10 protein-coding genes are annotated in these 12,216 nt (G+C 75.7%); 7 read left to right on the forward strand and 3 right to left on the reverse strand.

Features of this window, described 5'->3' with window-relative positions:
• Positions 1-46: 46 nt before the first annotated feature.
• Positions 47-2,074: a sigma factor-like helix-turn-helix DNA-binding protein gene (locus ACIQOW_RS33300; protein ID WP_401091297.1), complete on the reverse strand. Its 2,028-nt coding sequence runs from the start codon at positions 2,072-2,074 to the stop codon at positions 47-49.
• A gap of 132 nt (positions 2,075-2,206) precedes the next feature.
• Between ACIQOW_RS33300 and ACIQOW_RS33305 the strand changes: the two genes are divergently transcribed.
• Positions 2,207-3,613: a DUF6350 family protein gene (locus tag ACIQOW_RS33305; RefSeq protein ID WP_401091299.1), complete on the forward strand. Its 1,407-nt coding sequence runs from the start codon at positions 2,207-2,209 to the stop codon at positions 3,611-3,613.
• Position 3,614: 1 nt separating this feature from the next.
• Here the strand turns inward: ACIQOW_RS33305 and ACIQOW_RS33310 are convergent, their stop codons facing one another.
• Positions 3,615-4,298 (reverse strand): hypothetical protein, encoded by a 684-nt coding sequence (locus ACIQOW_RS33310; RefSeq protein WP_401091301.1) that lies wholly within the window; start codon positions 4,296-4,298, stop codon positions 3,615-3,617.
• Between the two features lie 391 nt (positions 4,299-4,689).
• Here ACIQOW_RS33310 and purN point away from each other — a divergent pair, with 391 nt between their 5' ends.
• Complete coding sequence (gene purN, locus ACIQOW_RS33315; protein WP_401091302.1) at positions 4,690-5,346, forward strand: phosphoribosylglycinamide formyltransferase; 657 nt, start codon at positions 4,690-4,692, stop codon at positions 5,344-5,346.
• Positions 5,343-6,920 carry a bifunctional phosphoribosylaminoimidazolecarboxamide formyltransferase/IMP cyclohydrolase gene (gene purH / locus ACIQOW_RS33320; protein WP_401091304.1) on the forward strand — a complete coding sequence of 526 codons (1,578 nt, stop codon included), beginning with the start codon at positions 5,343-5,345 and terminating at the stop codon, positions 6,918-6,920. Before purN ends, purH begins: the two co-directional genes overlap by 4 nt.
• A gap of 82 nt (positions 6,921-7,002) precedes the next feature.
• Here the strand turns inward: purH and ACIQOW_RS33325 are convergent, their stop codons facing one another.
• Complete coding sequence (locus ACIQOW_RS33325; RefSeq protein WP_401091306.1) at positions 7,003-7,647, reverse strand: hypothetical protein; 645 nt, start codon at positions 7,645-7,647, stop codon at positions 7,003-7,005.
• Positions 7,648-8,183: 536 nt separating this feature from the next.
• On the opposite strand from ACIQOW_RS33325, the gene ACIQOW_RS33330 reads away from it, so the two are divergent.
• The 4 genes from ACIQOW_RS33330 (at position 8,184) to ACIQOW_RS33345 (ending at position 12,196) form a co-directional block, all read left to right on the forward strand.
• Positions 8,184-9,038 (forward strand): bifunctional methylenetetrahydrofolate dehydrogenase/methenyltetrahydrofolate cyclohydrolase, encoded by an 855-nt coding sequence (locus tag ACIQOW_RS33330; protein WP_188299052.1) that lies wholly within the window; start codon positions 8,184-8,186, stop codon positions 9,036-9,038.
• Between the two features lie 20 nt (positions 9,039-9,058).
• A complete protein-coding gene (locus ACIQOW_RS33335; RefSeq protein ID WP_401091307.1) occupies positions 9,059-9,484 on the forward strand; it encodes a DUF3017 domain-containing protein in 426 nt (141 codons plus the stop codon).
• A 261-nt stretch (positions 9,485-9,745) separates the two neighbouring features.
• Positions 9,746-10,738, forward strand: a complete 993-nt coding sequence (locus tag ACIQOW_RS33340) for a malate dehydrogenase (protein WP_188299050.1) — start codon at positions 9,746-9,748, stop codon at positions 10,736-10,738.
• 132 nt (positions 10,739-10,870) lie between these two features.
• Positions 10,871-12,196 carry a hemolysin family protein gene (locus ACIQOW_RS33345; protein WP_188299049.1) on the forward strand — a complete coding sequence of 442 codons (1,326 nt, stop codon included), beginning with the start codon at positions 10,871-10,873 and terminating at the stop codon, positions 12,194-12,196.
• Positions 12,197-12,216: the final 20 nt, after the last annotated feature.

Consider the following 12,216-nt stretch of genomic DNA (forward strand, 5'->3'; position numbering starts at 1 on the left):
ACGAGCGCCCCCGCCCTTCCCGGGCGGGGGCGCTCGTCGTTCCGGCTCAGCGGCCCTTCGGCCCCGTCGTGCAGGGCAGCGGCGACCAGAGCGGACAGGCCACCGGGCCCTGCGGCGGGGGAGCGGCACCCCGGGCCGCCGCCGGCAGCTCCCAGCGCGCGGCCGCCTGCGGCTGCGGCTCCATCAGGACGGCCTCCAGCCCGGGCGCCGGGCTGCACCAGATGCTGGTGATGCCGTTCGGCTCCCGGCCGGGCCGCAGCGGCACGCCGGGTTCCTCCGCCTCCGCTCCGGCGGACAGGCACGGCGCGGGCGCCGGCGGGGCCGGCGGCCGGAACAGCTCCGCCGGGCGCACCCCCGCCAGGGTCGCCAGCGTCGCCCCGCCCACCGCCACCGTCAGCAGCGCCGCCGCGCCCGTCCGGCCTGCCGCCCACAGCCGGTGCCTGGCCCACAGCACCGGCACCGGCGTCCGGTACGGCTCCGGGCACCCGCGCACCGCCGCCCGGTGCAGCAGTCCGCTCAGCCCGTCCGCGAAGCCCGGCGCCGCCGGGTCGGCACCGACCAGCTCGGGCACCCACCGGGCCAGCGCCGCCCGGGCGGCCCACACCCGGCCCTCGGCCGCCGCCAGGGTGGACTCCACCTCCACCGCGACCGCCACGGCCGGCAGGCCGAGTCCGTCGTGCAGCACCAGCGCCCGGCGCTGCGGCCTGGACAGCCGCTTGAGCGCCTTCAGCAGCGCCCGGTCCCGGTCGGTCAGCCGGTCGTGGTCCGGCAGCACGGCCTGGGACTCGTCGGCGGGCCGCACCTTGATCCGCCGGTGCGGCAGCCGCCACGCGTGCGCCCGCCGGGGGCCGCCCCGGTGCCACGGCGACAGCGCCAGCTCGCAGGCCCTGACCCGGACCCACCCCTCCGGGCTCCCCGAGCGGGCCACCGCGCCCCAGCTCCGCCGGGCGTCCCCGAACGCCCGCCGTACGCAGTGCACGGCCCGGTGCCGGCAGGCGGTCAGCAGGAAGACCTGCTGGACCAGCCGGGTGTGGGCCGACTCGTAGAGCTCCTCGAAACCGATCACCGGGGGGAACGGGGGTTCCGCGTCGAGGTCGTCGTCCGCGCCCGAGGGCGCGACGGCGGCCAGCGCCGCCTGCCCGGGGCCGACGGGCAGGGCCGGGGGTGTGGGCGGGGCCGGGGGTGTGGGCGGGGGTGTGGCGGCGTCGTGCTGTCCGGTCTCCCGGGTGCGGTCGGGCTCGGCGGCGATGGGCTCCACGGGCCCGGCGGCCTGAGGCTGCCCGTCGTCCGTCTGCTGCGCGGCCGGGGGCCGACGGGGTGGGCCGCCGTCGCCGGCAGCGCCGGTCGGGGCTGTCGGCCCATGGCCGACGCCAGGGGACGGGCGCCCGTCGGGGGCCTGGGTGCTCTCCGGCCTGACCGGTCCGGGGTCCGCGGGGGGCGCCGGTGTGCGGCTCGTACCGGAGGGCTGACCATGCCCGTCGCCCGCCGTCGGTGCGGCGGGGCGTGCCGCCGGGCCGGTGGGCGCGCATTCCTCCTGCGCGCGCCCGGCGGCCGGTGGCGCGCCGCCGGGTGGGGCGGGGGAGGAGCCCTGGCACGGGTTCCCGGCCGCAGTCCCCGGCCCTGCGTCGCCGAGGGCACCAGGGGTGGGCTTCCCGGTCCTGGGGCGGCGACGCTTCCCGTTCGTGCCCTTCGACTCCTTCGTGCCCGTCGCTGTGGCCGGTCCCGTCGGCATCGGCCCCGCCGAGGGGGGTTCGGCGTCCGCGGCCGCTTCCGGGCCGGCCGGGGCGGGGTCCGCGGGGGGCGGCAGCGAGCCGGCCAGCAGGGCGAGGGCCTCGGCCTCGGTGCGGGCGCCGAGCTTGCGCAGGGCGCGCTGGAGGTAGCTGCGGGCCGTGGTGGGGGTGACCCCGAGGGTGGCGGCGGTGCGGGGGAGGTCGTGGCCGGCCGCGAGGTGGGCCAGGGCCTGGGCCTCACGGGGGGTCAGCTTCCGCAGCAGGCGGCCCGCGTCGGTCTCGGCGCGGGCTGGGCTGCGGTGGCGCTCCGGAGTGGGGGAGTCGGCGGTGGGCGGCGTGGCCATCAGACGCTCCGGGCCGGGGCGCCGGCGGCTTGGGGGCAAGGTCTGAAAATGCGCATAAGCCAATAATCTGGGACACGGCGGCGGTTTCGCGCTTCACGGAGCATGGCGAGTCGCCTTGGCACCATGTGGCGCATGACGCAGCTGATGGGCCGTCCGATCATCGAATCGTCCGGCGAATTGCGCGGACGCCCCGCGCTGGCCGACCTGTTGGCGGGGGTGCGGACGGCGCTGGTCGGTCTGGCGGCGGTCGGGGTGCCGGTGCTCGGGCTCTGGGTGGTGACGCCGTACGCGGACGACGGCGCGACCGCTGCCACCCGGTTGGCGGGGGTGCTCTGGCTGCTCGGGCACGGCGCGCCGGTGGTGCGCGGCGCGGCGGACGCCCCGCTGACCGTCACACCGCTGCTGATCGGGGCCCTGGCCGTGGTCCGGCTCTACCGGGCGGGCGCCGGGGTGGCGGCGCGGCGCGGGCTGCGTTCGCGCTGGGGCGGCCCGGTGGCGCTCTGGGCGGGGTACTGCGCGGTGGCCGTCGCGGTGGCGCTGCACTGCGCGGGCGCCGGGCTGTTCCGCAGCCGGGTGCTGACGGACGTCCTGGTGGTGGCCCTGGTGGCGGGCCTGGCGACGGCGGCCGGAGCCCGCTCGGTCACCGTCCTCGACGCGCCGGCCGGCTCCCCGCTGGACCGCCTCCCGCCGCCGTACCGTCCGGCCGGCGCCGGGCCGGTGCTCCGGGCCGCGGCGCTGGCCGCCGGGGCCGGGCTGGTCGCGGCGGGCGCCCTGCTGGTGGCGGGCTCGGCGGTGCTGGACGCGGTGGCGGGCGGCGGGCGCGGGACGGCGCTGCTGGGCGGCGGGCCCGCCGCGCTGCTGGGGCTGCTGCTGCTGACGGTGGTGCTGCTGCCGAACGCGGTGCTGTGGGGCGCCGCGTACGCGCTGGGCCCCGGGTTCGTGGTGGGCACCGGGACGGTGGTGTCGCCGGCCGGTACGGCGCTGGGCCCGGTGCCCGAGTTCCCGCTGTTCGCCCTGCTGCCGGCGGACGGCCCGGGCGGCTGGCGGTTCGTGGTGTCGGCCCTGCCGCTGCTGGCCGGAGTGGTGCCGGCGGTGCTGCTGGGCCGGGCGGCGGCGGGCCGGCGGCTCCCGGCCGCCGGGTCGGGGGAGCGGCCGGAGCCCTGGCCGTGGGCCGCGACGGCGGTGGCGGCCCTGGCGGTGGCGCTGACGGTCGGGGCGGGCGCGGCGCTGCTGGGCCGGCTCTCCGGCGGGGCGCTGGCGGGGGAGCGGATGGCCTGGGTGGGGCCGGTGCCGGGGTGGACGGGCCTGGCGGCGGCGGGCTGGATCGCGCTGGTGGCCGTTCCCGGCGCCCTGCTGGTCCGGTACCGCACCCTGGGCCCGGCGGACGGCAGGGGCGCGTACGCCCCGCTCGCGGGGCAGGCGCGCCGGAGCGTACTGGGATTGCGCGCCCGTACGCACGCCCTCGTGGTGCGGCTGTCCGCACCGGGTGCCGGGGGCGCCGGCGGGCCGGGCCCCGACGACCCGGACCCGGCGGGCTGACCTACTCGGTGTTCCCGCTGAAGTCCACGTACCACTGCGGCGCGTACCGGTCGCAGTTCTGGGCGCCGACGCTGGTCAGCGAGTCCTGGACGCAGGTGACGTAGTCGCGGTAGTGGTACCCGAGGCCGATCACCGTGGTGGCGACCACGATGGTCATCGCGCCGGTCAGGATGCCGGCGAGCGCGGCCGGGGTGAGCGGGTTCGACGCCGGGGCCGCGGGGACGGGGCCGGCCGGGCCGGCGATCGCGACGGCGGCCGGGGCGGGCTGCCGGCCGCGCAGCGCGCCGACGCCCCAGACGATGCCGAGCGCCCCCACCAGCAGGGCGATCCAGTGGAACCCCGCGAACAGGCAGACCAGCGCGAACGGCCCGGCCAGCGCGGCGTTGCGGGCCTTGCGGTGGACCGGGTCGGCGGGGTCGAGCCGGGGCGGCTGCGGGGCCGGCGGGCGCTGGCCGGGACGGCCGTCGCCGCTGCCGGGGCCCCACGGCGACGGGAGCCGCGGGCGCTCGCCCCCCTGCCCGCCGGGACCCCCCTGCCCGCCGGGACCACCGGGCCCGCCCTGACCTCCGGTACCGTCCTGGCCCCCGCCGGCCCAGGGGCTGCGCGGCTGCCACGGCTCGTCCGGGGCATCCGCCGGCGGCGGCGCGAAGGGGTTGCGCTCGCCGGTGTCGTCGCCGCTGCTCATGGGTTCAGCCATTCCTTCTCGGTCGGGGCCTCGTTCGGAGGGTCTCGCGTCGGAGCGGTCTCCCGCGCCCCAATGATCCCGCAGCCGCCCGCCGGGCCGTCGGCGGGCCGTGCCCGGGGCCCGGGAGGGCCGGTACGGGCCGGGGCAACTCCGGTGCGGCGGGCCGGAGGAGATCCCCGTCTCAACTACGCGCGTAGCGCCGCCGGGAGGGTGCGGAGGCCGTCCGACCAGCCGTTATCGTGGTGACGGTCAGCAGCCCACAGAGGTTCCCCGGGGCCCGCGTCGCGGTGGGTTTCCCCGGAGTTCCCCCTCGCTCGACCTGCCGTTCGTAGTGGCCCCACCGCCGGTGGACGTACCAGCGGACGGCGCCCGACCTACGGAGAAACGCGCAGTGGCCGCCCCCGCCCAGCACTTCCCGCCCCGTACGCCCGGTCCGGCCCGACTGGTGGTGCTGGTCTCCGGCTCCGGCACCAACCTCCAGGCGCTGATCGACGCCGTCGCCGACCCGGCCTACGGCGCCGGGATCATCGCGGTCGGCGCGGACCGGGACGGGATCGCCGGACTGGAGCGCGCCGGGAAGGCCGGCCTGCCGACCTTCGTCCACCGGGTGAAGGACTTCCGGGACCGCGCCGACTGGGACCGCGCGCTGACCGCCTCCGTCGCCGGGTACCAGCCGGACCTGGTGGTCACGGCCGGCTTCATGAAGATCCTCGGCCCCGAGTTCGTCGCCGCCTTCGCCGGGCGGATCGTCAACACCCACCCCGCGCTGCTGCCGTCGTTCCCCGGCGCCCACGGCGTCACCGACGCGCTCGCGTACGGCGTGAGGGTCACCGGCTGCACCGTCCACCTGGTCGACTCCGGCGTGGACACCGGGCCGATCATCGCGCAGGGCGTCGTCGAGGTCACCGACGCCGACCACGCCGATGGCGGCGAAGCGCTGCACGAGCGCATCAAGACTGTCGAGCGGAAGCTGCTCGTCGACGTCGTGGGCCGACTGGCCCGCGAAGGTCACCGCATCGAGGACCGAAAGGTATGGATTCCGGCATGAGTGCCAGCTCCACCACCACGCCCGTTTCGGAGAACGTTCGTCCGATCCGTCGCGCGCTGATCAGCGTGTACGACAAGACCGGTCTGGAGGAGCTGGCCCAGGGCCTGCACACCGCCGGGGTCGCCATCGTCTCCACCGGCTCCACCGCCGGCCGGATCGCCGCCGCCGGCGTCCCGGTGACCGAGGTCTCCGAGCTGACCGGCTTCCCGGAGTGCCTGGACGGGCGCGTGAAGACGCTGCACCCCCGCGTGCACGCCGGCGTGCTGGCCGACCTGCGGCTGGAGTCGCACCGCGCGCAGCTGGCCGAGCTGGGTGTCGAGCCCTTCGACCTGGTTGTGGTGAACCTCTACCCGTTCAAGGCCACCGTCGCCTCCGGCGCGACCCCGGACGAGTGCGTCGAGCAGATCGACATCGGTGGCCCGAGCATGGTCCGCGCCGCCGCGAAGAACCACCCCTCGGTGGCCGTGGTGGTCGACCCGGCCCGCTACGGCGACGTGCTGGAGGCGGCGCGGGAGGGCGGCTTCGACCTGGCCACCCGCAAGCGCCTGGCCGGTGCCGCGTTCGCCCACACCGCCGCCTACGACGTGGCCGTCGCCTCCTGGTTCGAGGACGGCTACGCGCCCAGCGACGAGCGGTTCCCCGAGTTCCTGGGCGCCACCTGGGAGCGGCAGAACGTGCTGCGCTACGGCGAGAACCCGCACCAGGGCGCCGCGCTGTACAGCGACGGCACCGGCGGCCTGGCCGGCGCGCAGCAGCTGCACGGCAAGGAGATGTCGTACAACAACTACGTCGACACCGACGCCGCCCGCCGCGCCGCCTACGACCACGCCGAGCCGGCCGTCGCGATCATCAAGCACGCCAACCCGTGCGGCATCGCGACCGGCGCCGACGTCGCCGAGGCGCACCGCAGGGCGCACGAGTGCGACCCGGTCTCCGCGTACGGCGGCGTGATCGCGGTCAACCGTCCGGTCACCGTCGCGCTGGCCGAGCAGATCGCCCCGATCTTCACCGAGGTCGTGGTGGCCCCCGGTTACGAGGAGGGCGCCCTGGAGGTGCTCACCCGCAAGAAGAACCTGCGGGTGCTGCTGGCCCCCGGGGCCCCGGCGAACCGCCAGGAGGTGCGCCCGGTCTCCGGCGGCGTGCTGCTCCAGGACGCCGACCGGGTGCACGCCGAGGGCGACGACCCGGCGAACTGGACCCTCGCCAGCGGTGAGGCGCTCGCCGCGGACGAGCTGGCCGAGCTGGCCTTCGCCTGGCGGGCCTGCCGGGCCGTGAAGTCCAACGCGATCCTGCTGGCCAAGGACGGCGCCTCGGTCGGCGTCGGCATGGGCCAGGTCAACCGGGTGGACTCCTGCAAGCTCGCGGTCGAGCGGGCCGGGGAGCGCGCCAAGGGCGCCTACGCGGCCTCGGACGCCTTCTTCCCGTTCGCGGACGGCCCGGCGATCCTGATCGCGGCCGGTGTCAGGGCGATCGTGCAGCCCGGTGGTTCGATCCGCGACGAGGAGGTCGTCGCGGCGGCCGCCGAGGCCGGTGTGACCATGTACTTCACCGGTGCGCGGCACTTCTTCCACTGATCCCGCCCACGGCGTGACGGTGTGACAGAGCGGCCCGGCCCCCTCCGAGGAGGGAGCCGGGCCGCTCTGTCACGGGGACCGGTCAGTACCGCGGGCGGTTGAACCAGTTGACGCCGTCCTGGATGCACATGGCGGTGATCCAGATGATGCTGATCGCCAGCCAGAGCACGGCCATCACCAGGCCGACCGCGGTGCCGCCGGAGACGGCGCCCAGCAGGATCAGCAGGCCGACCAGGGCGCCCAGCGAGCCGTACACGATGGTGGTGACCCGGACGGCGTTGCCGCCCTTGCCGAACTTCGCGCCGAGCGTGATGGAGAGCGCGGCGAACAGCCCGAACACCACACCGACGACGAGCAGGACACCGGCGGCGGCGTCGCCCAGCGCGGTGAACGGGTTGTCGTCGCTGGTGGTCCTGCTGGCGGCGGTGGTGACGTCCTTGGCGGCCGCCCCGATGATGATGTAGGAGATCGCGGCGAGCGTCTGCACGCCGCCGACGATGAACAGCAGCACCCGGGCGGTGGTCATCAGGCCCGGCATGGACGGCGGCGCGACCGGCACGTAGCCGTAGGCCGGGGCCTGCTGCGGGTAGCCGTAGCCCGGGGCGGCGGCCGGCGGCGGGGCCTGCTGCGGGTAGCCGTAGCCGGGGGCGGCCTGCGGCTGGCCGTAGCCCGGGGCCGCGGCCTGCGGCTGGCCGTACGGGTTGTTCGGGTCGGGCGGGTAACTCATGGATGCCTCCGGGCAGTTACGGGGACGCGGGGACGGGACGCTGACGGCCCGGTGCCGGCTGGTGAGTCGGGTCACCGGCCGAAGGGGACGCTAGCGCGGCGGGGTGACAGCCCGGCGGCGGTGACGGGCGCCGCGGCTCGGCAGAGTGGTGAGCGTCAGGGAAGCGAGTCGGCCGACGGGTGAGGCACGGGCGGGGCGGTGCCGCCGCGGTCGGACTGCTCGTTCTGCTGTGATCGGCTCACTGGCTCTTTCCCCCGGGGTACAACGCTCCGCCGCGAGGGCCGTCGGCCCGTCACCGGGCCGGTTCGCGGCGGGAATGCGCTTATCGTCAACCGGACGATGGCGCCCTGTCCAGCCGGTTCCGCGCGCCGGGTCAAGACTGTGGCGCAACCGCAACGTGCGGCGAACCTTCGTACCCGTCCGTTCACCCGCTCGTCCACCGCGTGTCCACCCGTCCGCACGGCCGTCCGGGACCGTCCCGCGCCGGTCGGGCGCCCTCGGTACGGGGAGCCCGCGCGATCCGGGAGAATGGGGTCATGACTGCCCAGATTCTCGATGGCAAGGCCACCGCCGCCGCGATCAAGTCCGAACTCGCCGCCCGCGTGGCGGTCCTCAAGGCGAAGGGCGTCACGCCCGGCCTCGGCACCGTCCTGGTCGGCGACGACCCGGGCAGCCGCTGGTACGTGAACGGCAAGCACAAGGACTGCGCCGAGGTCGGCATCGCCTCGATCCAGCGCGAGCTGCCCGCCACCGCCACCCAGGAGGACGTCGAGAACGTCGTCCGCGAGCTCAACGCCGACCCGACCTGCACCGGCTACATCGTCCAGCTGCCGCTGCCCAGGGGCCTCGACCAGAACCCGGTCCTGGAGCTGATGGACCCGGACAAGGACGCCGACGGCCTGCACCCGACCTCGCTCGGCCGGCTCGCCCTGGGCATCGACGGCCCGCTGCCGTGCACCCCGCTCGGCATCGTCGAGCTGCTGCGCCGCCACGACGTCGAGATCAACGGCGCCGAGGTGGTCGTGGTCGGCCGCGGCATCACCGTCGGCCGCTCGATCGGCCTGCTGCTGACCCGCCGCAGCGAGAACGCCACCGTCACCCTGTGCCACACCGGCACCCAGGACCTCGGCGCCCACCTGCGCAAGGCCGACATCATCGTGGCCGCCGCCGGCGTGCCGCACCTGGTCAAGCCGGAGGACGTCAAGCCGGGCGCCGCGGTGCTGGACGTGGGCGTCAGCCGCAGCGAGGGCAAGATCGTCGGCGACGTCCACCCGGGCGTGGCCGAGGTGGCCGGCTGGATCTCCCCGAACCCCGGCGGTGTGGGCCCGATGACCCGCGCGATGCTGCTCAACAACATCGTCGAGGCGGCCGAGCGCCGCGCCGGCGTCTGACACCCGAGGGACGGCGAGCGATGACTGAACCGCGACCGGCGAAGCCCCGGCGCAGGCCGGTCGGCACCACCGGCACCCTGCCGCCCGAGGGCGCGGGCGCGGCCTTCGGACGCGACCACGCCCTGCCGGTGCGGCAGTGGCCGATAACGCTGGTCCTGCTGGTGGTCGGCGCGGGCCTCGCGGTCACCTGGTTCGCCGACTTCAAGGACGGTTTCAAGTACGGGCTGCTGATCCTCGGCTGCGGCGTGCTGCTCGGCGCGGTGCTGCGGCTGGTGCTGCCCGAGGTCGGGATGCTGGCGGTGCGCAGCCGTTTCACCGACGTGATCGTGCTGACCTTCCTGGGCGCCTCGATCGTGCTGCTGACGCTGGTGGCCCAGCCGAACCCGTGGGTGCAGATACCGCTGCTCGACAACATCGGCCAGCTGATGGGCCGGCCCAAGCACTGACCGGCCCGCACCGACGGCCCGCACGGGCCGTTCGCGCGGGTCGTTCGCGCGGGTCGTTCGCGGCCCCCGCCCGATCCCCCGGATTCCGGGGGATCGGGCGGGGGCCGCGGCGCGTTCTGTGACGCATCAGCCAGGCCGGTACCCGCGGCGTAGGCTTCCCTTTGCGATAACCTGACGCCGGTCTCTCGATGTCGAGAGACCGTCCTCGGCTCCAGCGCCGGTGTGCCTGGGGCGCCTGGCGATTTGCTGGAGAAGGTAGAAATGACTCGCACCCCCGTCAACGTCACCATCACCGGAGCGGCCGGCCAGATCGGCTACGCGCTGCTCTTCCGCATCGCCTCGGGCCACCTGCTCGGCGCCGACGTGCCGGTGAACCTGCGCCTCCTGGAGATCCCGCAGGGCCTGAAGGCCGCCGAGGGCACCGCCATGGAGCTCGTCGACTGCGCCTTCCCGCTGCTGCGCGACATCACGATCACCGACCAGCCGAACGAGGCCTTCGACGGCGCCAACGTCGCGCTGCTGGTCGGCGCCCGTCCGCGCACCGCGGGCATGGAGCGCGGTGACCTCCTCAAGGCCAACGGCGGCATCTTCGGCCCGCAGGGCAAGGCCATCAACGCCCACGCCGCGGACGACATCAAGGTCCTGGTCGTCGGCAACCCGGCCAACACCAACGCCCTGATCGCCCAGCGCAACGCCCCGGACGTCCCGGCCGAGCGCTTCACCGCGATGACCCGCCTGGACCACAACCGCGCCGTCGGCCAGCTGTCCATCAAGACCGGCGCCCCGGTCTCGGACATCAAGCGCGTCACCATCTGGGGCAACCACTCCGCGACCCAGTACCCGGACATCTTCCAGGCCGAGATCGCCGGCAAGCCGGCCTTCGAGGCCGTCGGCAGCGACCAGGCCTGGCTGGAGGGCGACTTCATCCCGACCGTCGCCAAGCGCGGTGCCGCCATCATCGACGCCCGTGGCGCCTCCTCGGCCGCCTCGGCCGCCAACGCCGCCATCGACCACGTGCACACCTGGGTCAACGGCACCGCCGAGGGCGACTGGACCTCCATGGGCATCGTCTCCGACGGCTCCTACGGCGTTCCGGCCGGCCTGATCTCCTCCTTCCCGGTCACCACCAAGAACGGCGCGTTCGAGATCGTCCAGGGCCTGGAGATCTCCGACTTCTCGCGCGCCCGCATCGACGCCTCGGTCAAGGAGCTGGCCGACGAGCGCGACGCGGTCCAGGAGCTCGGCCTCATCTGAGCCCGCCCCGCACGGCTGTACCGGCGGCCCGCCGCTTCCCTCCCGGAAGCGGCGGGCCGCCGTCGTGTCAGGCTCCGGCCCGCCCGTCGTGTCCGGCGCCCGCCCGCACCGGCCGCCCTACACTGGCCCGCTGTGAACGAAACCCTCGGGGACGCCGCGCTCGTCCTCGTCTTCATCATGCTGGGCGGGCTGTTCAACGTCGCCGAGATCTCGCTGATCTCGCTGCGCGAGGGCCAGATCCGGGCGCTGGAGGCGCGCGGCACCCGGCGCTCGGCGCGGGCCGCGCACCTGGCCGCCGACCCCAACCGTTTCCTGGCCGCCGTGCAGGTCGGGGTGACCTGCATGGGCTTCCTGTCCGCCGCCTTCGGCGCGGACACCCTGGCCGGCAAGGTCGCCCCGCTGTTCGTCCGGGCCGGGCTGTCCGAGGGCGTGTCCGACGCGGTGGCACTGGTCGGCCTCACCCTGGTGATCAGCTACGCCTCGCTGGTGCTGGGCGAGCTGACCCCGAAGCGGATCGGTCTTCAGCGCGCCGAGTCCATCGCGGTCATCGCCGCCCCGGTCGTGGACGTGATGTCGGTGGTGCTGCGCCCGGCGATCTGGCTGCTCGGCCACTCGACCAACCTGATGGTCCGGCTGCTCGGCGGCGACCCGGCCGCCGGCCGCGGCTCGATGAGCTCCGAGGAGCTGCGCGGCCTGGTCGCGGCCAGTACCGAACTCGGAAGCGACGAACGGGCGTTGATCGCGGACGTGTTCTCCGCGGGGGAGCGCCAGCTGCGCGAGGTGATGGTCCCGCGCACCGAGGTGACCTTCCTGGACGCCGAGCGCCCGCTGGCCGCCGTCCGGCACCAGGCCGACACCTCGCCGCACTCGCGCTACCCGGTGGTCGAGGGCAGCGCCGACGCGGTGGTCGGCTTCGTCCACGTCCGCGACCTGTACGGCGCGCGCGGCGAGCAGGCCGCCAAGGTCCGCGACCTGTCCCGCCCGGTCAAGCTGCTGCCCGGCACCAAGCGGGTGCTGGAGGCGATGGGCGAGATGCGCCGGGAGGGCCACCACCTGGCGATCGTGGTGGACGAGTACGGCGGCACCGCCGGGATCGTCACCCTGGAGGACCTGGTCGAGGAGGTGATCGGCGAGATCAGGGACGAGTACGACCGCCCGGAGGCCGCGCCCACCCGCCGGCTGGCCGGCGGCGGCGTGGAGCTGGACGGTCTGCTCAACCTCGGCGACTTCGCGGAGGAGACCGGCGTCACCCTGCCCGAGGGGCCGTACGAGACGGTGGCCGGCTGCCTGGTCGCCGCGCTCGGCCGGCTGCCCAGGGACGGCGACCAGGTGCGCGTCCCGGTCGAGGGCGACGGCGAGGTGCTGCTGACGGTGGCCAAGGTCGAGGGCCGGCGGATCGCCAGGGTGGGGGTGAGTGCGGTCACACTGGCCGGACCTCCGGGGGCGGAGGTTTCCTGAGCGAGCGGTGGAACTGGAAG

This window comes from Kitasatospora sp. NPDC091335, from assembly GCF_044757205.1.
Taxonomy (GTDB): Bacteria; Actinomycetota; Actinomycetes; order Streptomycetales; family Streptomycetaceae; genus Kitasatospora.

Coding starts and splice junctions, on each gene's coding strand:
- purH (WP_401091304.1), top strand. CDS start 5,343: ATGAGTGCCAGCTCCACCACCACGCCCGTTTCGGAGAACGTTCGTCCG.
- ACIQOW_RS33300 (WP_401091297.1), bottom strand. CDS start 2,074: ATGGCCACGCCGCCCACCGCCGACTCCCCCACTCCGGAGCGCCACCGC.
- ACIQOW_RS33340 (WP_188299050.1), top strand. CDS start 9,746: ATGACTCGCACCCCCGTCAACGTCACCATCACCGGAGCGGCCGGCCAG.
- ACIQOW_RS33335 (WP_401091307.1), top strand. CDS start 9,059: ATGACTGAACCGCGACCGGCGAAGCCCCGGCGCAGGCCGGTCGGCACC.
- ACIQOW_RS33310 (WP_401091301.1), bottom strand. CDS start 4,298: ATGAGCAGCGGCGACGACACCGGCGAGCGCAACCCCTTCGCGCCGCCG.
- ACIQOW_RS33305 (WP_401091299.1), top strand. CDS start 2,207: ATGACGCAGCTGATGGGCCGTCCGATCATCGAATCGTCCGGCGAATTG.
- ACIQOW_RS33325 (WP_401091306.1), bottom strand. CDS start 7,647: ATGAGTTACCCGCCCGACCCGAACAACCCGTACGGCCAGCCGCAGGCC.
- ACIQOW_RS33330 (WP_188299052.1), top strand. CDS start 8,184: ATGACTGCCCAGATTCTCGATGGCAAGGCCACCGCCGCCGCGATCAAG.